Origin of the sequence: Mesorhizobium sp. C089B, from assembly GCF_030323125.1 — a bacterium.
Lineage (GTDB): Bacteria > Pseudomonadota > Alphaproteobacteria > Rhizobiales > Rhizobiaceae > Mesorhizobium.
In genome coordinates this window covers 5,078,664-5,101,765 of the sequence record NZ_CP100469.1, presented here as the reverse complement: position 1 = coordinate 5,101,765, position 23,102 = coordinate 5,078,664, and the positions used below count along the sequence as shown (strand labels likewise).

Below are 23,102 nucleotides of genomic sequence, written 5' to 3'. Positions count from 1 at the left end.
CCTCTCAAGAATGGGTGTAGTGCAGCAGCGTCCATTCATCGACATGGACACGGTCCTGCGGATGAACGACGAGCGTCGTCGCGGGATGTTCGATGATGGCCGGACCGAACACCTCATGGCCGGGCTGCAGTAGGTCCATCTCGTAGAGATTGGCCTTGTGCCAGCGTCCCCCGATATAGGCCTCGCGCACGCCCTTGTGCGCTGCTGCCGGGGCCGACTTGCCGAGCGGGCGCTTCAAGAGCACCGGCTTGACCTTGTCGGCGGTGGCGATCAATCCGAGCTCGGTGATGGTGAAGCCGGCTTCGCCATAGCGCGAAACGCGATGGTTGACCTTGGCGTAGCCCGCCTCGAACTCGTCGATGACCCTGCGCATGTCGTCAGCCGAATTGACCTCGGCAAGCGGTGCCATGACCTCGACATCCTCGAGCTGGCCGGTGTAGCGCATCATCAGGAACGGCACGGTCTTGATCTTGTCTCTGATATGGCCGTCGCTGATCATCTCGTCGACCGCCGCCTTGGTGAGATCATTCCAGACGTCGGTGACCTTCTTGCCGAAAGCGAGCAGCTCGTCATCGCTTGCGCGGGCGCCAATGTCGTGCTGCGTCGACACCGAATGCCGACGCATGAAATCGGCGGTGGTGCAGCCGAAGGCCGAGAAGGCGGCGGCAAACTGAAAGGTGATGATGTCCTTGAAGCCGATGCCCCTGGAGCAGCCGGCCAGATGCAGCGGACCCGAGCCGCCATAGGACAGCAGCGTGAATTCCGAGGGATGGATGCCCTGGCCGGAAATGACCCGGCGCAGCGCGTTGTTGGCATCGGCTTCCAGCATGTCGATCATGCCTTCGGCAGCCTCCTCGACCCCGACGCCAAGGATGCTGGAGCATTTTTCCTCAAACGCTTTGCGCGCCTTCTCGACGTGCAAGACGACCTTGCCGCCGAGGAAATAATAGGGGTTGAGGCGCCCGAGGATGGCGTCGCAATCGGCGATGGTGGGTTCGGTGCCGCCCTTGGCAAAGCAGATGGGGCCGGGATCGGATCCGGCACTTTCCGGCCCGAGCGAGACCTTCTTGGTCAGCGGGTCGACCTTGAGGATCATGCCGGCGCCGGCGCCGATCGTGTCGAGATGCAGCGTCGGCACGTTGAGCTTGAAACGGTCCATCAGCGGCTCGTTCTCGATCCGCGTCTGGCCGCGCGAGATGACGCCCATGTCGAAGGAGGTGCCGCCCATGTCCGAGCAGATCAGCGAGTCGTTGCCGATCAGCTTGCCGACATAGGCCGCGCCGAGAATACCGCCGATCGGGCCGGAAATCATGGTTTCGTGCAGGCGCGGATGGTTGATCGAGGTCAGGCCGCCAAAGGACAGCAGCGTCTGCACGCCGTATTTGAAGCCGTATTTTTCGAAACGTCCTCGATGCTCTTGAGCTGCTTGCGGCCGCGCGACGTCGCGTAGGCTTCGATCAGCACCGAGTTCAGCCGCGACTGTTCGCGGATGACCGGGCGGACCTCGTGGCTGGTGTAGATGAGGATGTCGGCGCCGGCTTTCAGCACCTCCTCGCGGCAGATCTCGGCGATGCGCTTTTCGTGCACCGGATTGACGTGCGAGAAGATGGTCATGATGCAGATCGCTTCGACCTTGTCGGCGATCAGCTTTTTGGCCGCAGCCGAGACCTCATGGTCGTAGAGCGGCAGCACGATGTCGCCGAACTGGTCGATGCGCTCGGTGACGCCATGGGTGCGACGGCGCGGCACCAGCGGATCGGGATGATGGTGGGTCACCGCATGCAGCCGGTCGGCATAGGAATAGTCGGCCCAGGCCTGCAGGCCGCGACCCATCAGGATCATGTCTTCCAGACCCTTGGTGGTGATCAGGCCAAGCCGGCGCCCGGTGCGCGACAACAGTGTATTGAGCATGCCGGTGCCGGAATAGAGCACGACGTTGACGCCGGAGAACAGCTGCTCCAGCGAGATGCCCCAGGCGTCGGCCGCGTCTTCGGCCGATGCGAGGAAGCCTTCGGCCTCGTTCTTCGGCGTGGTTGCCGACTTGCCGATCTTGAAGTGGCCGTCCTGGTCGACAAGGATCGTGTCGGTCATGGTGCCGCCGGCGTCGATGCCGATGACGATTGGATTGCCGACGATGGGGCTGGTGAGGTTGGGTTGGGTCACGGTCGCCTCAGGATTGCTGTAGGATGGCTCAAGCTAGATTCCTTGGGCGGCCTTGCGCCATATGCCAAAAGACACAATGTCCGCCGGACCGGGATCGCCGAGAAAAGGGCATGCGCATGGGCAATATCTGGGGGCCGCTCGCCAGGGCGATTGCCGCCACCGGTACGGACAGGCATGTCGACTGCCTGATTGACCTGATCGGCGCCGATATCGAGCACGATCTCGTCACCGTGACCCGATATTCGGCGACGCAGACGCCGGAATTCATCAAGCACCGGCGCTTCTCCGACGAGATGGTCCGGCGCTATCTCGACAATTACTACGTCTTCGACCCGTTCTATGCCTCGTGGCGGCGTGAACGCCGGCTGGGCATCCTGCCGCTGAAGCGGCTTGCCGACGACGAGGCCAAGCGCGGCCAGTACATAGCGGGCTTCCTGGCGCAGTCGGAAATCTGCGACGAGGTCGGCATCATGCTGGCCGATGGCGGCGACTGGTGCCTCGGCATCTTCCTCGACCGCTCGACCTCCACCTTCAAGGAGAGCGAGATCGCCCTGCTGGACGAGCGGCTGCCGGTGTTCGAGGCGCTGCATGCACTCGACATTGAGGCGCGGGGGACGGAATTCTCCCGCACATCGGCGCCGACCGGCCCCGGCGCCTCGCCCCGGCAAGAGCCGACTATTCCTGCGAGCCTGTGGCCGGAGCTTTCCTTGCGCGAGCGCGAACTGGTGCAGCTGATCCTCGCGGGTCACCCGACCGCCAACATCGCCGAGCGGCTCGGCATCACCGTTGGCACGGTGAAGAACCACCGCCGCCGCATCTATGAGAAGCTCGACATCACCACCGAAAGAGAACTGTTTTACAGTTCTTCCAGCACCGCGCGGACGGCTAGGTATCGCCCTCAGTCGTGCAACTGCCTGGAAATCGGCGGGCCGACCGTAAAGCCCGAAAAGGTGACTTCGAAACCCTCGCGCTGCGGCGAGCAGCACATCATGCCGACATCGACGGATTTCGAGACCGGGAAATAGGCCAGCCGCACCGGCTTCCAGTGACTATCGGTGGAGTCCAGATACTGGACGCGGATCGCCTCGGCGTGGCGGGTCAGGCGGATGCGGACGCCGTCGGGGCCGGCCGCGATGGCTACAAGGGACCAATCGGAGGTGTCGTTGGTGACGACGACAGAGAAATACGCCAGCCCGTCGGTGTATTCGATGCCGGCCTTGATCCAGTGCGTTTCGCTCAGCCGCAGCATCAGCCCGGCCTGGTCGTAGAGCACCTTGTAGTCGCCCTTGACGGTGACTTCGGCGCTGAAGTCACCCTCGACCGGCCGATACAGGAAATGGCCATTGTCACGCCAGAAACCGTAAAAGGTTTCGCGCCAGAAGTCGGTTTCCTTGCCGGTGCGCACATGCACCGTGTCGTCGCCGACAACATGATGCGGCGGCGGGTTGAGCCAGGTCAGGTCCTCTTTCGCCGCCGTCATCGGTTCCCCCGCGATCAGCCGGCAAATGTATAGGCCGTCTTTACCGTGGTGTAGAACTCCGCGGCATAGCGGCCCTGCTCGCGCGGGCCGTAGCTCGAGCCCTTGCGACCACCGAACGGGACGTGGAAATCGACGCCCGCCGTCGGCAGATTGACCATCACCATGCCGGCTTCGGAGTTGCGCCGGAAATGCGTGGCATGCTTGAGGCTCGAGGTGCAGATGCCGGACGTCAGGCCGAAGGGGGTGTCATTGGCAACCGCCAGCGCCTCGTCATAATCCTTGACACGGATGACATTGGCGACCGGCCCGAAGATTTCTTCGCGCGAAATGCGCATGGCGTTGGTGCTCTCGGTGAACAGTGCCGGCCTGAGGTAGAAGCCGGGCGTTTCGCGATCGAGCCGCTCGCCGCCGAAAGCGAGGTTGGCGCCTTCCTTGCTGCCGATGGCGATGTAATCCTCGTCCTGCTTGAGCTGGCTCGCATCGACGACCGGTCCTATCTGGGTCTTGGTGTCGAGCGCATCGCCGATGACGAGCTTTTCCAGGCGCTCCTTGAGCGCGGCGACGAAGCGGTCGTGAATGCCCTCGGTCACCACCAGGCGAGAAGAGGCCGTGCAACGCTGGCCGGTCGAGAAATAGGCGCCGTTGATGGCGCATTCGACCGCCGTGGCGAGGTCGGCGTCATCAAGCACGACCATCGGGTTCTTGCCGCCCATTTCGAGCTGGAACTTGCGCATATGCTCGACGCTTGCGGCGGCGACGCGTTTGCCGGTGCCGACCGAGCCGGTGAAGGTGATGGCGTTGAGGTCGGGGCTGTCAAGCATGGCCTGGCCGACCACCGAGCCCTTGCCCATGACCAAATTGAGCACGCCTTTCGGCAGGCCGGCGCGGTGCAGGATGTCGACGATGGTCCAGGCGCTCTCCGGCACCAATTCGGCCGGCTTGAAGACGATGGTGTTGCCGTGGGCCAACGCCGGCGCGATCTTCCAGGTGGGGATGGCGATCGGGAAATTCCACGGGGTGATGATGCCTACCACGCCGACGGCTTCGCGGGTGATCTCGACGCCGACGCCCGGGCGCACGCTGGGCACCAATTCACCCGACAGGCGCAGCGTCTCGCCGGCGAAGAAGTCGAAGATCTGGGCGGCGCGGATGGTCTCGCCAATGCCCTCGGCCAGCGTCTTGCCCTCTTCGCGCGACAGCGCGCGGCCGATCTCGTCCTTGCGCGCCATGATCTCGTCCGACGCCTTTTTCAGCACGGCGTGGCGCACCAGCGGCGCCGAACGCGACCAGGCCGGGAAGGCGGCTTTGGCCGCCGCGATGGCCTGCTTTGCCTGCTCGGCGCCGGCCGAGGCATATTCGCCAACGACATCGCCCGTGTTCGAGGGATTGATGTTGCGCGAGCCGGCCTCGCCCACCCACTCGCCATCGATCAGATTTTTACGAAACAGGCTCATGTCGCGGTTTCCTTGTATTGGTTCGCTGGGGGTGCCGTATGCCTGAATCATTTATCAGACAAATGACGACACTGTGAGGGCTGAAATCTAGCTGCGGACTGGATAGCCGATGGCGCGCGGCTATGAAAGCCGCGACCTCAAGATGGACAATATGAAGCGGCCCTGTCAGGTCGGAAAAGTCCAGAACAGGCAAGCCAGCGTCGCCGCGGCGAAGATGACGAAGAACAAGCTCCTGAGCAGGATGTTGCGGCGCAGCTCGTTCATGGTGAAATGGCTGCCAACGATGGCCGCGGCGAACAGGAAACGCCAGTTCAGGAGCGCCCACAGCACGCTGCTCTGGCCGAAAGCCCAGCGGGCGACGAGACAGCCGACAATTGTGGCGAACAGGGCAATCACCGCCCAGAACAGCGCATCCGCAGCATGGGTCAAGACGATGCCGGCGGCGCGGATCGGCAGGATCATCATCAGCATGGCGCCGAAAAAATAGACGGCGGCGAGTGGCAGGAACGACCCGGCATCGGCGATGCCGTCCAGCCGCCTCACCCCGATCGCGCCATAGGGATAGCCGTGCCTGGCGACCGCCAGGCTGAGCGCCATGAGCAATGCGGTGAGCACCGCGACCAATGCGAATGTAATGAGGGCCTTGCTCATGCCGTTCCTTGCTTTGAGGCCCTGTCAGAGCCGAATCACGAGGAACGATTTTAGCGCACGGTCCGCGATTGCGCGTCAGCTTTGCTGAGCGTTCCGCTCTTCACCGGTCGCTGTTTTCGAAGGCCCCATGCCTTGCGCGATCAGATTGGTTGCCATGACAAGCGAAACGATGGCTGCGGAGTTGAAGATCACCACCCACCATTTGCCGCCGGTCAGGAAGCCGTAGCCGTCGGCGACCGCCAGTCCCCAATCGGCTGAGGGAGGCTGGATGCCGAGGCCGAGGAAGCTCAGCGTGGCGATCGAAAAGAAGGCGTAGCCAAGCCTTGTGACCAGCTCGATGAGGATGGTTTCCCTGACATTAGGCAGGATCTCGAGGAACATGATGGAAAGAGCGCTCTCGCCGCCGAGACGAGCGGCGCTGACATAGTCGCGTTCGCGCTGCTCGCGCACGGCGGCACGCACCGTCCGTGCCACCAGCGGGGCATAGGCGATGCCGATCACAAGGATGACGGTGAGGTTCGATGGCCCAAGCGCGACCAGCGCCATGGTGACGAGGACGATGAAGGGAAAGGCCATCAGCGTGTCGAGCAGCCTGGCGCCGATGGCGTCGATCAGCCCGTCGAAATAGCCGAGCACGAGGCCAAGCACGCTGCCGGCGGCAACGCCGAGCAGTGTTGCTGCCGGCGCGACCAGCAGGATGTCACGCGAGCCGACGACGATGCGCGACAGCACGTCGCGGCCAAGTTGGTCGGTGCCGAACCAGTGCGCGGCATCAGGCGGCGCCAGCATGACGAGGAAATCCTCGGCATAGGGATCGTAGGGCACAAACAGGCTGCCTAACACGGCGCAGCCGACCCAGAACAGCAGGATCAGCGATCCAACGATCACCGAGGGCGGCAGCTGCGAAACAGTCTCGCGGATGCGACTTGCTGCCCGCCAGCCCAGCGTACGGCGCTCCGGCAATTCCATCAGTTCCATCATGGCGAAACACGGCGGCGCTGCCGCGGATCGAGCAAGGCATTCACGAGATCGCCTGCCGCGGCCGACAGCACGAAGATGGTCGCCATGACCAGCACGCCGGCTTCGAGCATCGGGAAGTCACGCGACTTGGCGGCGTTGAGCACCAGATTGCCGAGACCCTGTATGCCGAACAGCGCTTCGATCACCACCAGCCCGCCAAGCATGTAACCGGTCTGCGTCGCCAGCACGGCGATGGTCGGCGTCAGCGCATTACGCAGCACGTGCCGGATGAGGATTTCGCGACGCTCAAGGCCTTTCAGGACGGCGGTGCGCGTATAGTCGGCGGCCAGCGCCTCGATCACACCGGCCCGCGTCATGCGGGCGATGTAGCCGGCAAGGTTCAGCACCAGCGGCAGCGCCGGCAGGATCAGATAATAGCCACTGACCCACAGCCCGGCGCCATCGGGAGCAGCGCCGGTGATCGGGAACCAGTTCAGCCACAGGCCGAAGACGATGAGCAACAGCAGGCCGGAGACGAAGTCCGGGACGATGCCGAAGGACACGCCGGCGAGTACGATCAGGCGGTCGACAAAGCGGCCCTGGTTGAGACCGGCGACGATGCCGGCGCCGATGCCCAGCGGCAACAGAAAGACGAGGATAATTCCGGCAAGGGCCGCCGAGCGCTTGAGGCTTTCCAGAACGAAGGGCGCCACCGGCAAACGCAACGACAGGGAGGTGCCGAAGTCGCCTGACAGCACGCTGCTGAACCAGTGCCAGTATTGCACGAGCACCGGCTGGTCGGCGCCGAGCTGCCTGTTCAGCGCCGCGACGGCCTCGGCATCGGCGAACGGCCCGAGCATGAGGCGGGCGACATCGCCGGGCAGAACCTGCCCGGCGAAGAACACCAGCATGCTGACCAGCCACAGCGTGAGCAGAAGCGAGGCTGCCCGCACCGACACAGTGCGGCCGGTCAGCATCGGATTCCGGTGCCCGGAGTGGCTGGACGTCTCGCAATCATGCCTGGGCGAACGTCACGCGATCGAGCAGCAGATGCGAGATTGCCGTGAAGCGGACGCCCTCGACCTTCGACGAGACGATGCGGCTGTATTGCGAGAAGTAGCTGATGATCAGCGGCGTCTCGTCCAGCAGCAAGGTCTGGATCTTGCCCGCGGCAAGGCGTTGCGCCTGAAGGTCGCGGGCCTTGCCGTATTCGAGCAGCAGCCCGTCATAGGCCGGGTTGTTGAAATGCGCGGCGTTCCAGGCGCCCGAACTCTTCAGCGTCGCGTTGAGGAAGATGTCGGGCGTGCCGCGATGGCCAAAATCGGTAATGCCGAGATTGGAATCGAGCCATGGCGACGAGCCGAACTTCGCCGAGCCATAATAGGCGTCCTGCGGCAGCACGTTGAGCTTGATGTCGATGCCGGCCTTCTTGGCAAAATTCTGGATCAGCACGGCATAATCGGGAATGTCATAGGCGCGCTCGGTGGTCAGCGTCACCGGGAAGCCGTTCGGCACGCCGGCCTCGCCAAGCAGGCGCTTGGCCTCGGCGATGTCCTGCTTGCGCTGCGGCACCGACGGATCGGCCGAGGGGAAGATCGGCGCGAACGGGGTGTCGTTGCCGACGATGGCGCGGCCCTTGAGCAAGCCCTTGACCACCGCCGCGCGGTCGATGGTGAGCGCCAAGGCGCGGCGAATGCGCTTGTCGGTGAACGGCGCCTGGTCGGTCCTCAGATGCACCTCGTCATGCGAACTTGCCTGCACGCTGAGCAGCTTGAAGTTGGGATTGCCCTCGATCGCCAATTCCAGCCGGGTCGTGCTCGGGATGACGTCGAGCTGGCCGGCCTGCAGCGCCAGCACCTGCGCCTGCTCGTCGTCGAAGAACTTGATTTCGACGCGGTCGGGCAGCGCCTTGTCGCCCCAATAGTCAGGGTTGCGCACGAAGCTGGCGCCCTGCTTGGGGCGGAAGGATTCGAGCTTGAACGGGCCGGTGCCGTTGAAATTCTTCTCGAAATCGCCGGCATAGTCGGCCGGCAGGATGACGGCATTGTAGACGTCGGACGAGACATAGAAGGGGAAGTTGCTGTTGGGCCCGTCGAGATCGAAGGCGACTGTCTGGTCGTCGACGACCTTGGCGCCGCCCTTGGACAGGATGCCCTTATAGGCCGACAAAGCGGACGAACCGCTGGCCGGATCGACCAGCCGCTCGAAGCTCGCCACCACATCCTTGGCGGTGACGGTGCGGCCGTCGTGGAATTTTACGCCCGGCCGCAATTTGAAGGTCCAGCGGCTGGCGGTCTCGTCGGCCTCCCACGACAGAGCGAGCTTGGGCTGCAGACCGTCCTTGGGATCGTCGAGGATGAGATATTCGCCGACCTGGCTGATGACGCCGATGCTGGCCGGATCGGTGATGGAGACGGGATCGATCGCCTTGGTCGGCTGTCCGAGCCCAACGCGGACCGTGCCGCCGGCGCCGGCAGCGCGCGCCGTGCCGAAACCAGCAAGTCCCTGCGAGGCGGCAAAGCCGGTGAGGCCGATCAAGGCTGCGTATTTCAGCAGATCGCGGCGCTTGAGGAAGCCGGCCTGGTGCTCATCGACGGCGACGTTCCAGATGTCGCCGGACAGATTGCGAAGCGTATCGATGTCGTTGCGTTTGGTCATTTGAAACCCCTGTCTGAAATGACTGTTGAATGCCTTTAAGCGACTGGTTCGCCGTCGAGATGGATGCAGTCGACGGCTTGCGGGTAGAAGGCGATGAGGCCCTTGATCTTGGGCATTTCGGCAATGGGATCGCGGTAGCTCCAAGCGATATCAGGGCTCACCGAGCCGTCGGCGCGCAGGCCCGACCAGTAAGAGGCAATGCCCTTGTAGGGACAGCGCGTCGTGCTGTCCGAGGCGACCAGACGGTCGAGCCTGACATCGTCCGGATGCAAATAGAAACGCGTCGGCAGATGCGTTTCGAACAGCAGCACCGGGCGATGGCTGTCGGCGATCACTTCGCCGTCGAACCAGATCCGGACGTGACTTGAACTCTGCAGCACATCGATGCGTGCGTATGGATCGCGGGCGTGGACGAAGACTTCTTCCTCCTCCTCGAACCATTGGTCGACCGCTTTCCAGGTGAAGGCGATGCGTCCGGCCAGCGGCGACAGGCTTTCATCCGGCGGCGCGACAAGCGACCAGGCCGCGTTGGGCGAAGCTTTTTCTCCCGTCTCCAGGTTCCAATAGGTGGTTTCGCCACCGACGGGATGGGGCTGGCTATGCTCGGACGGCTTCAAGAGCGAGCGGTCCACCGAGGATGCCGGGAAGAAATAGATCGGCAGGAAATGGTTGGAGCGCAGCACCAGGACGTTGCGGCTGTCGGCGATGGTGCGGCCGGCGAATTTGACCCGAATGCGCTTGGGGCTGTGCAGAACATTGATGAGCTGCGGAGCCGTGGCTTCGCGGGGCTGGAGTTTTGGCGCTGCGGTCATACCAATTGCTCCAAGTCAGGATACGGCGCGCACATTGTCGCGCTGTTCGGTGAAGCGGTTGGCCGGCCGCGCCAGGCCGAAACGGTCCCGCAGCGTCCCCGGCGCATATTCGGTGGGGAATACGCCGCGGCGCTGCAGTTCCGGCACGACCTGCTCGGCAAAATTCACCCAATCCTCCGGCAGCAGCGGGAACATCAGGTTGAAGCCGTCGGCGGCACCTGCCTCGAACCAGTCCTGCAGCTGATCGGCGATCTGGTTCGGTGTGCCGACGACGGTCGGCACCGAACCGCTGTTGGCGAGCTTGCGAGCGATCTCGCGCAGAGTGAGGTTCTGCTTCGACCATTCCTTGACTCGATTGAGCGAGGTGCGGCCGCCATTGAAGGTGCTCTCGTCCGGCAGCGGCGGCAGCGGGCCGTCCGGCGGATATACGGAGAGATCGACGCCGCTCCAGCTAGAGAGAAGGTCGATGCCGACCCGATCGGGAAGCAAGCTCTGCAGATACTCCTGCCGCTCGCGTCCCTCCGCTTCGGAAGCTGCGACGATCGGCAGGATGCCCGGCAGGATCTTGAAGCTCTCGGGCTTGCGGCCGTAACGGGCGAGGCGCTCGTTGATGTCCTGCCTATATTTGATGCCGTCTTCCTTGGTGCTGTAGATGGCAAAGTGCGCATCGGCATGCGCGGTAGCGAAATTCTTGCCGTCTTCGGACGAGCCGGCCTGGACGATCAGCGGATGGCCCTGCGGCGGGCGCGAGACATTGAGCGGTCCGCGCACCTTGAAGTGCGGGCCCTTGTGGTTGATCGCATGGACCTTGTCGGGATCGGCGAAATAGCCCGATGCCTTGTCGATAAGCAGGGCTTCGTCTTCCCAGCTGTCCCACAGTGCCTTGACGATATCGAGGAATTCGGTGGCGCGCTCATAGCGAAAGGCGTGCTCGATATTGCCGTCGCGGCCGAAATTGCGGGCCTCCTCGTCCATGGCCGACGTCACCACATTCCAAGACGCCCTGCCCTTGCTGATATGGTCGAGCGAGGCAAACATGCGGGCGACATTATAGGGCTCGCTGTAGGAGCTCGAGGCGGTGGTGATGAGGCCGATATGCCTGGTCACGCCGGCAAGCGCCGACAACAGCGTCAGCGGTTCCAGGCGGGCATTGGCGTAATGGGCTACGCCGCTCTGTACGGAATCCCAGATCGCGACATGGTCGGCGACGAAGATCGTATCGATCCTGGCGCGCTCGGCAGACTGGACGAGATCGCGGTAGAAGTCGAAGTCGAGCACTTCGCGGCCCGGCGCGCGCGGATGGCGCCACGACATGCGATGATCGCCCTGCGGATTGAAGAAAAACGCGCTGAGGATCATGTGGTCGCGTGCCATGCCGGTCTCCTTGCAGAACTGCTTCAGGCGACCGTCGCGATGCCTCGACCGGCTGCGACAATCTCTCCTGAGCGGTGAAAGGTAGATTGCGCTCCAGCTTAATTCGAGTAATTTTATAGAGATTGTGCGGCGCGAAAGCGGAAGCGATTGCCCTCGAAGACCGCGCCGAAAGAAAGTGGTTTCAGCAAGACATGTCGTCATCGGTTCTGAACGTCGAGCAGCTCACCGTCGCCTATGATGAACGCCGGGGATCGCATCCGGCCGTCAACGGCGTGTCGCTCACCATCGGCGAAGGCGAAGCGCTCGGCCTTGTCGGCGAGTCCGGCTCGGGCAAAAGCTCGGTGGCACTCGCTATTCTGCGCTATCTGCCGAATAACGCCCGGATCGCCGCGTCGGCGCTCGAGTTCCAGGGCCGCGAGATCCGCAATCTCTCCGGCGAACAGCTGCGCCGGCTAAGGGGCGATCGCATCGCGGCCGTCTACCAGCATCCGGGTGCGGCGCTCAATCCGGCCATGACGATTGGCCGGCAGATCACCGAGACGATCATGCGGCATCGCCCGGTTCGGCAGGACGAAGCACGCACCCGCGCCGCCGAGCTGCTCGGCCGCGTCAGGGTGAGCAATCCGGAGCGGGTGCTCGATCTCTATCCGCACGAATTGTCGGGCGGCATGCAGCAGCGCGCCAACATCGCGATTGCCATTGCGCTCGACCCGTCGCTGCTGGTGCTGGATGAGCCGACGACGGCGCTTGACGCCAGCGTCCAGTCCGAGATCGTCGCCATCCTGCAGGACTTGCGCCGCGATCACCAAACCAGCGTTCTGCTGATCAGCCATGACATCAACATGGTCCGCCGGGCCTGCGATAGGGTGGCCGTGATGCAGTCGGGGACGGTGGTCGAAAGCGGCATCGCCAACGATGTCTTCGAGAACCCTGTTCACGCCTACACCAAGGCGCTGATCGCCTCGATCCCGGCGCTCAACTTCACCAAGCGCGACGGCAGGCTGGCCGAGATGCACACAACCGGCCCGTCGAAGCCTGTCCGCAGCGATCAACCGGAAGCCGCACGTCCGATCGCCGTCGCCTGCAAAGGCATCAGCCGCGCCTTCGGCTCCCAGGCCGTCCTGCACGATATCGACCTGGAGATAGCCCAGGGCGAGACGTTCGGGCTGATCGGCGAATCCGGCTCCGGCAAGTCGACATTGGCAAGGATCGTGACTGGCCTCCAGACGCCGGACGCTGGGTCGGTCGAGCTGTTCGGCAGCACTGTCGCGCCGCGCGTCGAGAAAAGAAGCCTGAGCGAACGGCGCGACGTGCAGATGGTGTTCCAGTCACCCGACCGCACGCTCAATCCGCGCCAGCGGATCGGCAGGATCCTCGGCCGTCCGCTGCGGCGGCTCGCCGGCTTTAGCCGCAGCGAGGTGAAGCAGCGTGTCGGCGATCTCCTGGCCTCGGTTCGTCTTGCCGCTACGACCGTCGACCAGAAGCCGAGATCGCTGTCTGGTGGCCAGCGCCAACGGGCGGCGATTGCGCGCGCCTTTGCCGGCGTGCCGAAGCTCGTGGTGTTGGACGAGCCGACCTCTGCGCTCGACGTTTCCGTGCAGGCGACCGTGCTCAATTTGCTCAACGACCTGCAGCGCGACAAGGACACCACCTATCTGTTCATCAGCCACGACCTCAGGGTGGTGCGCTATATGGCCGACAGGATCGGCGTGCTCTATCGCGGCCGGCTGGTCGAGACGGGATCATCCGAGCAGATTTTCCGTGGCCTCAACCACCCCTACACGAAGCTGCTTCTGGCCGCGTCCTCGGATGAGACGGCGCCGAGGGCTCCGGCTCAGCTCCACGTCGCGGCACACGATGCCGAGACCTCCGGATGCTCCTTTGCCGCCCGCTGTCCTGTCGCGCTGCCCGATTGCCGAAAGGCGCAACCACCCGTCAGGCAGGCCGGCGACGGTCATCTGATCGCCTGCTGGAGAGACGCAAGCAGTCTCTGATTGCGAAGCGGGCAACTGACAAGCCTTCTTTCGAGGAGATGTCCCCCGGCCGATGCGGCCGGAGGACAGGCTTGGGAGGCGCCTGACGTCGGCTGGAAATTTCCGGCGATGGTTTTGACCAGCGTCGATTTGCCGGCGCCATTGTCGCCCGTCAGGCCGAGAACCTGGCCCTCATTGATGTCGAGCGAGACATTGTCCAGCGCGCGAACGGCACCGAAATCCTTCACGATATGTTCGAGACGCGCTAGAACCGTCATCGCATCTTCCCATGCCAATTTGTAAGTTTCTAATACAAATCATCGTTTGAAACTTGGGTCAATGGGCTTGGAGATGCTGAAGATTTATTGCAATGCACCCAACCTTGGGTCTTTCAAACCGCCTAGAAATTCTATTAGTATGTCAAGCAAACAAATTGTGGAGAACGACATGCTGGTGTCGACCGATCTTCGGCCGAACGAAACGCGGGCACTTGCGGCGCTGTTTCGTGCCGGCGCGTCGAGCCGGGCAGCGCTCGCACGCGATCTCGGCCTGACCCGGTCGACCACCGGCGCCCTGGTGCTGGGGCTGACGGAAGCCGGTCTGGCGCGCGAGCGGTCGGATGGAGCGGATGACGAGCAGGATAGCGAGGGTCGGGTCGGCCGTCCCGGTATCCTGGTCGAGATCGACGGCAATGGCGGCTTCTTCCTTGGCGCTTATATCGGCGTCAACTGGATCGCAGTCGTGACTGTCGACCTTGCCGGCGCGCGGCGTGCGAGCGCCTCTAGGGCATTTGCCGGCCCCGGTAGCACGCCCGAAGCCGCGGTCGACATCATCGGGGAACTCGTCGCCGAGATCCGCTCACAATTGCCTGCGGGCACGCGCCCCTACGGGCTCAATGTCGCCGTGCCCGGCTTCCCCGCCGCCGACGGGATTTCATACCATGCCACCATCCTTGGCTGGCACGGGGTCAATCTGGCGGAGCTTTTGCGCACTGCCTTTGGCGCGGACTTTCCAATCCTCTTGGAAAACGATGCCAATGCCGTGGCGGTGGCCGAGACATACCGGGCGCAGCCGGGCAAGGACCATGAGGATGCTCTGGTCATCCTGATCGAGAACGGCGTTGGCGGCGGCATCATCAATGCCGGCAGGCTGCATCGCGGCCGGCTCGGCGGCGCCGGCGAAATCGGGCATCTGCGCATCGGCGACGAAGGTTTTGTCTTCGACGCGAAGCGCCCGGGCCGACTGGAATCCTATGTCGGCAAGGATGCTTTACTGGCTCGCTATTTGCACATAAGCGGACTGCGCGCCGGCGTGGATGAGTTTGTCGCAGCGCTGGCCGGCGGCGATCCGGCAGCCGTTGCCACCGCGCGCGACTGGGCGCTCTGGTTCGGCCGCGGCCTGGCGACACTTGCCTGCACCTTGCAGCCGGAGCGCATCATCCTCTCCGGCTCCGTCAATGCTGTCTATCCCTTTGTCGCCGAGCAGGTGGAAGCTTTCTTGCTGGAGTTCCTGGCTGAAGGTTACCCCGTTCCTACGGTCGAACTGTCGCGCGTCGGGGCCGACGGTCCGGCATTGGGCGCTGCCTGTCTGCTGCATCAGGCAGCTTTGTCGGGCGATCCGCAATTTCAACTTCGCGGCCTCGCCGCGCGCTAATCAGGAGAGATTCCATGCCTCGCAAAGACGAAAAGCGGCTGCGTGTCGGCGTGCTCGGCTGCGGTCCGATTGCCCAGGCGGCGCATTTCGAATCCTGCACCAAGGCACGCAATACCGATCTCTATGCCATCTGCGATGTCGCCGACGATCTGCGCGACAGGATGGCGGCGACCTACGCGCCTGAAAAATCCTATGCCGACTACGGCCTGATGCTGGCCGATCCCGATCTCGATGCCGTCATCATCGCGACATCGGACATTTTTCACGTCAAGGCCGCGGAACTGGCGCTCGATGCCGGCAAGCATGTGCTTTGCGAAAAGCCGCTGGGCGTTTCGGTCGAGGAGGTCGAAGGCTTGCGGGCCACGCTCGACAAGAGCGGCAAGGTGCTCCAGGTCGGCCATATGAAGCGCTTCGATCCCGGCATCCAGGCGGCAAAGGCTTTCGTCGACGACGAAATGGGCGAGCGGCTGGCGTTCAAAGGCTGGTACTGCGACAGCACCCACCGCTACCCGATGACCGATGCGGTGCAACCGCTGATCATCACCAGCGCCAAGGCGCGCAAGCCTGCCGTCAATCCCAAGGCGGATCTGCGCCAATACTACATGCTGGCGCATGGCAGCCATCTCCTCGATACGGCGCGCCATCTGCACAGGCCGATCGAGGCGGTCGAGGCCCGGCTCACCGAGCGCTATGGCGCCTATTGCTGGTTCATCACCACCATCTTCGCCGACGGCACGATCGGCCATCTCGACCTGACGGTCGCCGTGCGCATGGACTGGCACGAAGGGTTCCAGATCTATGGCCAGAACGGCAGCGTTCTCGCGAAGACGTATAACCCCTGGTACTACAAGAGCAGCGAGGTCGACATTTTCCGCGAGGCCGATGGCAGTTGGCATCGCACGCTTGGCGCGGATGGCCACTTCTATCGCCGGCAGCTCGAAGGCTTTGCCGATGTCGTGCTGAATGGCGCGCCCATGATCGGCGCCAGCATCGAGGACGGCATCGCCTCGGTCAGGGGCATGGCGGCCATCGCCCGCTCGGCCGCTGCCGGCGGCCGCGCCGTCCGTCTGGCCGATGTCGACGGGGTCGTGTGATGCAGCTTGGGATTTTCGCCAAGACCTTCGCCACCACCGGCGCCTTGCCGGTGCTGCGCGCGGTCGCGGACGGCGGCTACACGGCGGCGCAGTTCAACATGGCGTGCCTTGGACTGCCGTCGATGCCGGACAGCATTGAGCTCGGCGCGGCCCGGTCCGTCGCTAAGGCGAGCGGCGAGGCCGGCGTTTCGATCGCGGCCGTGTCTGGAACCTACAATATGATCCACCCGGATCGCTCGGTTCGTGTGTCAGGTCTTGCTCGGCTGGAGGTGCTGGCTGCGTCATGCGCTGACATGGGCACGCGCCTGATCACGCTGTGCACCGGCACAAGGGATGCACAGGATCCGTGGCGCTGGCATCCCGACAATGCAAGCGAGGCGGCATGGAGCGATCTGCGGACGGAGATGGAAGCGGCGATCGCGATTGCCGAGCGCTTCGACATCGAGCTCGGCATCGAACCGGAACTGGCCAATGTCGTCTCCAGCGCGCGGGCCGCTCGCCGGCTGCTCGACGAGATGAACAGCGCGCGGCTGCGCATTGTGCTCGACCCGGCCAATCTATTCGAAGTGGCGGACAGCGCGGAGCGTCACCGCCTGATCGACGAGGCCGTCGATCTGCTGGCTGCGGAGATCGGCATGGCCCATGCCAAGGACCGCAATGCCGATGGCAGTTTTGCCGCCGCCGGACAGGGCGTCGTCGATTTCCCGCATTTCATCGGCTGCCTAAGAGCCGCCGGGTTCGACGGCCCCCTGATCACGCATGGCCTGACAGAGGCCGAGGCGCCCGGCGTCGGCGCGTTCCTGCGCAATGTCCTGGAAGCGAGCGACGACACGTGAAAAAGACCTTCAGCCGAGATGGCGTCGACCTTGCCTACCGGGAGGTCGGCACGGGCCTTCCCGTCATCTTCCAGCATGGGCTGGGCGGCGATGAGGCGCAGGTGGCCGACGTGTTTCCCGATCTGCCGGTGACGCGGCGCGTGACGCTCGAATGCCGTGGCCAGGGCGGATCCGGCTACGGGCCTGTCGAGCAGCTTTCGATCGCGACGTTTGCCGAGGACGTCGATGCACTGGCCGACGATCTCGGCCTCGGCCCGGCCGTCGTCGGCGGCATCTCGATGGGCGCGGCGCTGGCGCTTCGCCTGGCGGTGCACAGGCCGGCGCGGGTGCGGGCGCTGGTGCTCGCCCGGCCTGCGTGGGTATCCCAGGCTGCACCGGCCAATATGAGGCCCTATGCCGTGGTCGGCGATCTCTTGATGCGGCATTCGCCCCAAGACGCCAGGCGTCTGTTCGATGACAGCGCTGTTGCCGGCGAACTGGCCAGATTGGCGCCGGACAATCTCGGCAGCCTGCAAGGCTTCTTCACTCGCCCGGACCCGGTTCTGTTCGGCAGGCTGCTTTCGGCGATCGCCGGCGATGGTCCCGGCGTGAGCGAGGCGGACATCCGCGCTATCGCGGTGCCGACTCTTGTCATCGGCCATGACCATGACCTCGTCCATCGACTGGACGACGCACAGACGCTGGCCGGACTCATTCCGTCGGCCCGGCTTTGCACCATCACAGCCAAATCGCAGGATCGCGCCGCCTACCGGCGGGAATTCCGCGCCTGTCTTTCGGAATTCCTGGAAGCGCTGGCATGACGCATCAAACGATGGACGACACGATCGCCGTGGTCGAGATCGGCGGCACGTCGGTCAAGGTTGGCTTTGCCGATCGCGGCCACCCGGTGGATTTCGCCCGCACCTACCCGACCGCCCAACTGCGCCAGGGCGCGCCCGTGGCGGGGTTGGCCGATGCGGTCACCGCAGCCTGCCGCGATGCCTGCCTCACGCCTGCGCGCGTCGTTGCGACGGTGCCGGGTTTCATCGACCGCGATTTCGACACCGTACTGCACACGGCCAACATTCCCGAACTGAACGGCATCCGGCTGGGTACGGAATTGGCTTCTAAGTTAGGCATCCCTGTCCGCCTGGAGCGCGATGTCGTGTTGCAATTGCTGGGCGAAAGCGTTGCCGGCGCGGTGAAGCGGCAAAAGGAAGTGCTGGCGGTCTATCTCGGCACCGGCATTGGTGCAGCCTATCTCGGCAAGGACGGCATTTTCAGGGGCGGCGGCTGGGCGCTCGAGATCGGCCACATGCCGATCTACCGACCCGACGAAAGCGGTCCGCCAAACCGGGTCGAGACCTATGCCTCAGGGGCAACGCTCGTCGAACTCGCGACAGACTACGATATCCCGGTGGCCGATCTGTTTTCGGCGGCCGGGCAGCCGCCATCGCTGCGCGAATGGCTCGACGAAATCGTCTGGCAACAGGCGGTGGCCGTCGCAACGGCAGCCGCCCTGTTTTCCCCGCAGACGATCCTGATCGGCGGCGGTATCGTCGACATGAAATCCTATCCCCGCCAGACGCTCAAGCAGCGCATCGCGGACAGCCTGCCGCATTCGCTTGTTGTAGAGCCTCTGGACATACGCTGGGCGGCCCTGGGCTGGCAGGCGGCGATCCATGGCGCGGTGCTGCTCGGCGCGGTGTGATCGCCGTGGTTGCTGTCCGCGAAGGATTACTTGATCGTCTTCCCGTCCGCCCCAAACCGGTATGTCTTACCCGGCTCGGGCGTCGCATACAGCGTCGCGCCCGGCTCCGCGTCGTAGACACCGAAAATGCGCACCGTGATCAGCCCGGCCTTTTCGCAGTCGAGATAGAGGTTGGTGTCGGCGCCGAGATGTTCGGCATGCACCACCGTTCCCTTCCAGGCGCCGGACCTTGGATCCACGGTCAGATGCTCCGGCCGCACGCCGATCGTCTTGGCCGTCTCGCCCAATCTGGCGCCGTCGATGAAATTCATCTTCGGCGAGCCGATGAAGCCGGCGACGAACTCGTTTGCCGGCGAATTGTAGAGCTCCATCGGGCCGCCGATCTGCTCGATCTGGCCGGCGTTGAGCACGACGATCTTGTCGGCCAGCGTCATCGCCTCGACCTGGTCGTGGGTGACGTAGATCATCGTCGCCTTCAGCCGGCGATGCAGCTGCGCGATCTCCAGCCGCGTGTTGACGCGAAGCGCTGCATCGAGGTTCGACAAGGGCTCGTCGAAGAGAAACAGTTTTGGCTCACGCACCACGGCGCGGCCGATGGCGACGCGCTGGCGCTGGCCGCCCGACAGTTCCGCCGGCCGGCGCTCGAGATACGGTTCCAGCGACAGCATCGACGAGGCGACGCCGATGCGTCGCTCGATCTCTGGGGCGGGCGTGCCGGCCTGCTTGAGGCCGAGGCCCATATTGTTCTTCACCGTCAGATGCGGGTACAAGGCATAGGTCTGGAACACCATGGCGATGCCGCGTTTTGCCGGGGGCGTGGCCGAGACATCGGCGCCGTCGATCACCACCCTGCCGGAGGTCGAATCCTCCAGCCCGGCGATGACCCTGAGCAAGGTTGACTTGCCGCAGCCAGATGGGCCGACGAAGACGACGAATTCGCCGTCGGTCACTTCGAGGTTGATGCCTTTCAGCACCTCGACCGGCCCGAAGGCCTTCTTCACATTCTCGATTACCAGCGAGCCCACGGCTTCGTCCTTGTTCTAGAGTTTGCCCTACTAGAGCTTAACTGGGGCGCCGCTGCGCACGCTCTCATCGGCGGCAAGGCAGACGGCGAGCGATTTCACCGCGTCGTCCATGTGGCGGGTCAGGTCAATGTCTTCCCGGATCGCCTTCAGCACGAAGGCCTGTTCGAGATCGCAGAGGTCCTGGTGGCCGGGTTCGCCGTCCATCGACAGCATCTCGTCCGGCCTGGCGAACTTGCCGTCCGCGCCGGTCGCCGCACTGTGCAGGCGGATGGTCGAGGTCTTGGTGTGGGTGTCGATGTCGTCCGACTTCACACCTTCCTTCATGACGATCGACACGCAGCCATTGGGCGAAATCACGTCCTTCACGAAGAACGCTGTCTCCGAGATCATCGGGCCCCAAGCCGCCTCGTACCAGCCGACCGAGCCGTCGTCGAACAGCACCTGGAGATGGCCGTAATTGTACATTGTCGGCGCGATCTCCTCGGTCAGCCGCAGCCCCATGCCGCGCACCTCGACCGGCCTGGCGTCGGTGATCTGCAGCATCACGTCGAGATAGTGCACGCCGCAATCGACGATCGGCGACGTCGTCTGCATCAACTGCTTGTGCGTCTGCCAGGTCGGCCCTGACGATTGCTGGTTGAGGTTCATGCGGAAGACATAAGGGCCGCCGAGCTTGCGCGCTTCGGCGATGAGCCGGACCCAGGACGGGTGGTGGCGGAGGATGTAGCCGATCACCAGTTTTCTGCCGTTGGCCTTGGCCGCGGCGACGACGCGCTTGGCGTCGGCGACCGTCGTTGCCAGCGGCTTCTCGACGAAGACGTGGCAGCCGGCCTCGAATGCCTTCACCGCATAGTCGGCATGGCTGTCGGAATAGGTGGCGATGCAGGCGACATCTGGTTTCTCGTCGCGCAAGGCGTCGTCGAAGGAGCGCCTGATGCCATAGCCCGATAGCCCGTCCGGCAATGGGACGTCAGAACGGTTGATCAGTGCAGCGATCTCGAAGCCCGGATTGTTGTGATAGGCCAGCGCATGGCTGCGGCCCATATTGCCGAGGCCGGCGACGACAACACGAAGAGGTTTTTCTAGACTCACTTGACGGCTCCGGATGTGATGCCGCGGATCAGCTGCCGCGAGAAGATGACGTAGAGGGTCAGCACCGGCATGATCGCCAGCGAGAGTGCGGCCAGGATGGCGTTCCAGTTGGTGACGAACTGGCCGAGGAAGAGCTGCGCGCCGAGCGTCACCGTTTTGGTCTCTTCCGACGGCGCCAGGATCAGTGGGAACCACAGATCGTTCCAGATCGGGATCATGGTGAAGACGGCGACCGTCGCCATCGAGGGCCGCACCAGCGGCAGCACCAGCCGGAAGAAGATGGTGTATTCCGACAGGCCGTCGATGCGGCCGGCATTCTTCAGATCGTCGGACACCTGCTTCATGAATTCCGACAGGATGAAGACGGCCAGCGGCAGCCCCTGCGCGGTGTAGACCAGGATCAGCGCCGTCAGCGTGTTGACCAGCCCGCTCGCCACCATCAATTGCAGGATGGCGACGGTGCCGAGCCGGATCGGGATCATGATGCCGAGCGCGAGGTAAAGCCCCATCAGCGTGTTGCCGCGGAAGCGGTATTCCGAGAGCGCGAACGCCGCCATCGCGCCGAACAGAAGCACGAAGAACAGCGAGGCGACGGTGACGACCAGGCTGTTCTGGAAATAATGGATGAAGTCGCCCTGGCCGATCACCGTGGTGTAGCCGATCAGGTCGAAGGTTTTTGGCGTCGGCGGCGTCAGCGGCTCGCTGAAGATGCCGGCGCGCGATTTGAACGAGTTCATGATGACCAGGATCACCGGAAACAGCGCGATCGCCGTGTAGGTCAACAGGATCGCGTGGGCGCCGATGGTGCGGGGCAGCGAACGGGTGGCGGTGCTCATTGGAAGGTCTCCTGACGAGCGATGACTGTTGAGGTCGGCACCAAGGCACCCCCCTCTGTCCTGCCGGACATCTCCCCCTCAAGGGGAGAGATTGGCAGCGTTGACCTTGCCGTCCACCTTGCAACGCTGGTGATTGGCGAAAGCGACGATGACATCTGATCTCCCCCCTTGAGGGGGAGATGCCTGGCAAGGCAGAGGGGGGTGTTTAGCCGTAACATGTCTGCCCCTCAGAACTGGTAGCGACGCAGGCGCGTCTGGACGAGGAAGAGGTAGACGCAGACGCCGCCGAGGATGATCAGGAACATCATCGTGGCGATCGCCGCGCCCATATTGGGATCGCCGGTCTGCAGCTGAAAGCCGAAGAAGGCGCGGTAGAGGAAAGTGCCCAGAATGTCGGTCGAATAGTTCGGGCCGGCGAGCGCCCCTTGCGCGGTGTAGATCAGGTCGAAGGCGTTGAAATTGCCGACGAAGGTCAGGATCGAGATGATGCCGATCGACGGCAGGATCAGCGGCAGCTTGATCTTCCAGAACTGCGACATGCCGGTGATGCCGTCACATTCGGCCGCCTCGATCACCTCTTCGGGGATCGACAAAAGGGCTGCATAGATCAGCATCATCGGGATGCCGACGAACTGCCACACCGAGATCAGGCTGAGCGCGGTCAGCGCATATCGTTCCTTGCCCAGCCACGGCGTGAACAGGCTTTTCAAGCCGACCAGGTCCATCAGATGCGGCGCCACGCCCCATAACGGCGACAGGATCAGTTTCCAGGCGAAGCCGACGATGACGAAGGACAGGATGGTCGGCACGAAGATCGCGGTGCGGTAGAAGGCGGCGAACCTCAGCCTCGGGCTGGAAAGAAGTGCGGCCAGAAGCACGCCGATCGGGTTCTGCACCACCATGTGGATGATGAAGAACCAGGTGTTGTTCCTCAGCGCGTTCCAGAAACCCACCGACCAGTTGGGGTCGCCGAACAACGTACGGAAGTTGGTGAAGCCAACGAACACCTGATGCTGCTCGACGTTGCGGAACAGCGACAGCTGCAAGGTGCCGGCCAGCGGCAGGATCATGATCGCCGTATAGACCAGCAGCGCCGGCGCCAGGAAGACGCCGATATGCCAGCGGAACGGTCGTTTCGGTCGTATTTGTGCGGCCATGAGTGCGGTCCCCGCCGATCAGGTTTAGCAATGCCTTCGACGGCAGCGCTGCCCCTCACCCTCACGCTCTCCCCGTGAAGGACGGGGAGAGGGGGCGCCTGCGTTTCGGCTGATCCTTCTCCCCGTCACTATACGGGGAGAAGGTGCCGGCAGGCGGATGAGGGGCGGCGCCGTCGTTCGCAGTCGATGATGCT

At 63.8% G+C, this 23,102-nt stretch carries 18 protein-coding genes and 3 pseudogenes; 7 read left to right on the top strand and 14 right to left on the bottom strand.

What is annotated here, in order from left to right:
* Positions 1-4 precede the first annotated feature (4 nt).
* Positions 5-2,091: pseudogene (locus NLY44_RS25190) on the bottom strand (hydantoinase/oxoprolinase family protein).
* A gap of 182 nt (positions 2,092-2,273) precedes the next feature.
* Here NLY44_RS25190 and NLY44_RS25185 point away from each other — a divergent pair.
* A pseudogene (locus NLY44_RS25185) lies at positions 2,274-3,052 on the top strand (helix-turn-helix transcriptional regulator).
* A gap of 9 nt (positions 3,053-3,061) precedes the next feature.
* On the opposite strand, the gene NLY44_RS25180 reads toward NLY44_RS25185, so the two are convergent.
* The 8 genes from NLY44_RS25180 to NLY44_RS25145 form a co-directional block, all read right to left on the bottom strand.
* Positions 3,062-3,643: a DUF1349 domain-containing protein gene (locus NLY44_RS25180; protein ID WP_023755594.1), complete on the bottom strand. Its 582-nt coding sequence runs from the start codon at positions 3,641-3,643 to the stop codon at positions 3,062-3,064.
* Between the two features lie 14 nt (positions 3,644-3,657).
* Positions 3,658-5,097 carry an aldehyde dehydrogenase family protein gene (locus NLY44_RS25175; RefSeq protein WP_023684246.1) on the bottom strand — a complete coding sequence of 480 codons (1,440 nt, stop codon included), beginning with the start codon at positions 5,095-5,097 and terminating at the stop codon, positions 3,658-3,660.
* A 165-nt stretch (positions 5,098-5,262) separates the two neighbouring features.
* Positions 5,263-5,748 carry a hypothetical protein gene (locus NLY44_RS25170; RefSeq protein WP_023694218.1) on the bottom strand — a complete coding sequence of 162 codons (486 nt, stop codon included), beginning with the start codon at positions 5,746-5,748 and terminating at the stop codon, positions 5,263-5,265.
* Between the two features lie 75 nt (positions 5,749-5,823).
* Positions 5,824-6,729, bottom strand: a complete 906-nt coding sequence (locus NLY44_RS25165) for an ABC transporter permease (RefSeq protein WP_286439495.1) — start codon at positions 6,727-6,729, stop codon at positions 5,824-5,826.
* A complete protein-coding gene (locus tag NLY44_RS25160; protein ID WP_031196280.1) occupies positions 6,726-7,685 on the bottom strand; it encodes an ABC transporter permease in 960 nt (319 codons plus the stop codon). The genes NLY44_RS25165 and NLY44_RS25160 overlap by 4 nt, the downstream gene beginning before the upstream one ends.
* A 37-nt stretch (positions 7,686-7,722) precedes the next feature.
* Positions 7,723-9,366 (bottom strand): ABC transporter substrate-binding protein, encoded by a 1,644-nt coding sequence (locus tag NLY44_RS25155; protein ID WP_023806176.1) that lies wholly within the window; start codon positions 9,364-9,366, stop codon positions 7,723-7,725.
* Between the two features lie 35 nt (positions 9,367-9,401).
* Entirely contained in the window at positions 9,402-10,178 is a 777-nt protein-coding gene (locus NLY44_RS25150; RefSeq protein WP_023806177.1) for a DUF427 domain-containing protein, read from the bottom strand.
* A gap of 15 nt (positions 10,179-10,193) precedes the next feature.
* Positions 10,194-11,552, bottom strand: a complete 1,359-nt coding sequence (locus NLY44_RS25145) for an LLM class flavin-dependent oxidoreductase (protein ID WP_023806178.1) — start codon at positions 11,550-11,552, stop codon at positions 10,194-10,196.
* A gap of 191 nt (positions 11,553-11,743) precedes the next feature.
* Here NLY44_RS25145 and NLY44_RS25140 point away from each other — a divergent pair, with 191 nt between their 5' ends.
* Positions 11,744-13,546, top strand: coding sequence for a dipeptide ABC transporter ATP-binding protein (locus NLY44_RS25140; RefSeq protein WP_023806179.1), 1,803 nt, complete (start codon positions 11,744-11,746; stop codon positions 13,544-13,546).
* A gap of 77 nt (positions 13,547-13,623) precedes the next feature.
* Here NLY44_RS25140 and NLY44_RS25135 read toward each other — a convergent pair.
* Positions 13,624-13,803: pseudogene (locus NLY44_RS25135) on the bottom strand (ATP-binding cassette domain-containing protein); the annotation flags it as partial.
* 169 nt (positions 13,804-13,972) lie between these two features.
* Here NLY44_RS25135 and NLY44_RS25130 point away from each other — a divergent pair.
* Genes NLY44_RS25130 through NLY44_RS25110 form a run of 5 tightly spaced genes read left to right on the top strand, consistent with a single transcriptional unit; the run spans position 13,973 to position 18,798 of the window.
* Complete coding sequence (locus NLY44_RS25130; protein WP_023709211.1) at positions 13,973-15,178, top strand: ROK family transcriptional regulator; 1,206 nt, start codon at positions 13,973-13,975, stop codon at positions 15,176-15,178.
* A 14-nt stretch (positions 15,179-15,192) separates the two neighbouring features.
* Positions 15,193-16,272: a Gfo/Idh/MocA family protein gene (locus NLY44_RS25125; protein ID WP_023668836.1), complete on the top strand. Its 1,080-nt coding sequence runs from the start codon at positions 15,193-15,195 to the stop codon at positions 16,270-16,272.
* Positions 16,272-17,108 carry a sugar phosphate isomerase/epimerase family protein gene (locus NLY44_RS25120; protein WP_023668837.1) on the top strand — a complete coding sequence of 279 codons (837 nt, stop codon included), beginning with the start codon at positions 16,272-16,274 and terminating at the stop codon, positions 17,106-17,108. The genes NLY44_RS25125 and NLY44_RS25120 overlap by 1 nt, the downstream gene beginning before the upstream one ends.
* Positions 17,105-17,908, top strand: a complete 804-nt coding sequence (locus NLY44_RS25115) for an alpha/beta fold hydrolase (RefSeq protein WP_023806181.1) — start codon at positions 17,105-17,107, stop codon at positions 17,906-17,908. Before NLY44_RS25120 ends, NLY44_RS25115 begins: the two co-directional genes overlap by 4 nt.
* The gene (locus NLY44_RS25110) at positions 17,905-18,798 is read left to right on the top strand and encodes an ROK family protein (RefSeq protein ID WP_023806182.1); all 894 of its coding nucleotides are present in this window, start codon (positions 17,905-17,907) and stop codon (positions 18,796-18,798) included. Before NLY44_RS25115 ends, NLY44_RS25110 begins: the two co-directional genes overlap by 4 nt.
* A 26-nt stretch (positions 18,799-18,824) precedes the next feature.
* Here NLY44_RS25110 and NLY44_RS25105 read toward each other — a convergent pair whose 3' ends face one another.
* From NLY44_RS25105 to NLY44_RS25090, 4 genes are all read right to left on the bottom strand, one after another.
* Positions 18,825-19,823 carry an ABC transporter ATP-binding protein gene (locus NLY44_RS25105; RefSeq protein ID WP_023668840.1) on the bottom strand — a complete coding sequence of 333 codons (999 nt, stop codon included), beginning with the start codon at positions 19,821-19,823 and terminating at the stop codon, positions 18,825-18,827.
* Positions 19,824-19,853: 30 nt separating this feature from the next.
* The gene (locus NLY44_RS25100) at positions 19,854-20,915 is read right to left on the bottom strand and encodes a Gfo/Idh/MocA family protein (RefSeq protein WP_023806183.1); all 1,062 of its coding nucleotides are present in this window, start codon (positions 20,913-20,915) and stop codon (positions 19,854-19,856) included.
* Complete coding sequence (locus tag NLY44_RS25095; RefSeq protein WP_023668842.1) at positions 20,912-21,751, bottom strand: carbohydrate ABC transporter permease; 840 nt, start codon at positions 21,749-21,751, stop codon at positions 20,912-20,914. The genes NLY44_RS25100 and NLY44_RS25095 overlap by 4 nt, the downstream gene beginning before the upstream one ends.
* Before the next feature lie 227 nt (positions 21,752-21,978).
* Entirely contained in the window at positions 21,979-22,908 is a 930-nt protein-coding gene (locus NLY44_RS25090) for a carbohydrate ABC transporter permease (protein ID WP_023806184.1), read from the bottom strand.
* Positions 22,909-23,102 lie beyond the last annotated feature (194 nt).

What these genes read in the sequence shown, in the direction of transcription:
- NLY44_RS25160 (WP_031196280.1), bottom strand. Translation starts at nt 7,685, where the DNA reads ATGCTGACCGGCCGCACTGTGTCGGTGCGGGCAGCCTCGCTTCTGCTC.
- NLY44_RS25165 (WP_286439495.1), bottom strand. Translation starts at nt 6,729, where the DNA reads ATGATGGAACTGATGGAATTGCCGGAGCGCCGTACGCTGGGCTGGCGG.
- NLY44_RS25175 (WP_023684246.1), bottom strand. Translation starts at nt 5,097, where the DNA reads ATGAGCCTGTTTCGTAAAAATCTGATCGATGGCGAGTGGGTGGGCGAG.
- NLY44_RS25145 (WP_023806178.1), bottom strand. Translation starts at nt 11,552, where the DNA reads ATGGCACGCGACCACATGATCCTCAGCGCGTTTTTCTTCAATCCGCAG.
- NLY44_RS25180 (WP_023755594.1), bottom strand. Translation starts at nt 3,643, where the DNA reads ATGACGGCGGCGAAAGAGGACCTGACCTGGCTCAACCCGCCGCCGCAT.
- NLY44_RS25090 (WP_023806184.1), bottom strand. Translation starts at nt 22,908, where the DNA reads ATGGCCGCACAAATACGACCGAAACGACCGTTCCGCTGGCATATCGGC.
- NLY44_RS25095 (WP_023668842.1), bottom strand. Translation starts at nt 21,751, where the DNA reads ATGAGCACCGCCACCCGTTCGCTGCCCCGCACCATCGGCGCCCACGCG.
- NLY44_RS25120 (WP_023668837.1), top strand. Translation starts at nt 16,272, where the DNA reads ATGCAGCTTGGGATTTTCGCCAAGACCTTCGCCACCACCGGCGCCTTG.
- NLY44_RS25125 (WP_023668836.1), top strand. Translation starts at nt 15,193, where the DNA reads ATGCCTCGCAAAGACGAAAAGCGGCTGCGTGTCGGCGTGCTCGGCTGC.
- NLY44_RS25155 (WP_023806176.1), bottom strand. Translation starts at nt 9,366, where the DNA reads ATGACCAAACGCAACGACATCGATACGCTTCGCAATCTGTCCGGCGAC.
- NLY44_RS25150 (WP_023806177.1), bottom strand. Translation starts at nt 10,178, where the DNA reads ATGACCGCAGCGCCAAAACTCCAGCCCCGCGAAGCCACGGCTCCGCAG.
- NLY44_RS25170 (WP_023694218.1), bottom strand. Translation starts at nt 5,748, where the DNA reads ATGAGCAAGGCCCTCATTACATTCGCATTGGTCGCGGTGCTCACCGCA.
- NLY44_RS25130 (WP_023709211.1), top strand. Translation starts at nt 13,973, where the DNA reads ATGCTGGTGTCGACCGATCTTCGGCCGAACGAAACGCGGGCACTTGCG.
- NLY44_RS25110 (WP_023806182.1), top strand. Translation starts at nt 17,905, where the DNA reads ATGACGCATCAAACGATGGACGACACGATCGCCGTGGTCGAGATCGGC.
- NLY44_RS25140 (WP_023806179.1), top strand. Translation starts at nt 11,744, where the DNA reads ATGTCGTCATCGGTTCTGAACGTCGAGCAGCTCACCGTCGCCTATGAT.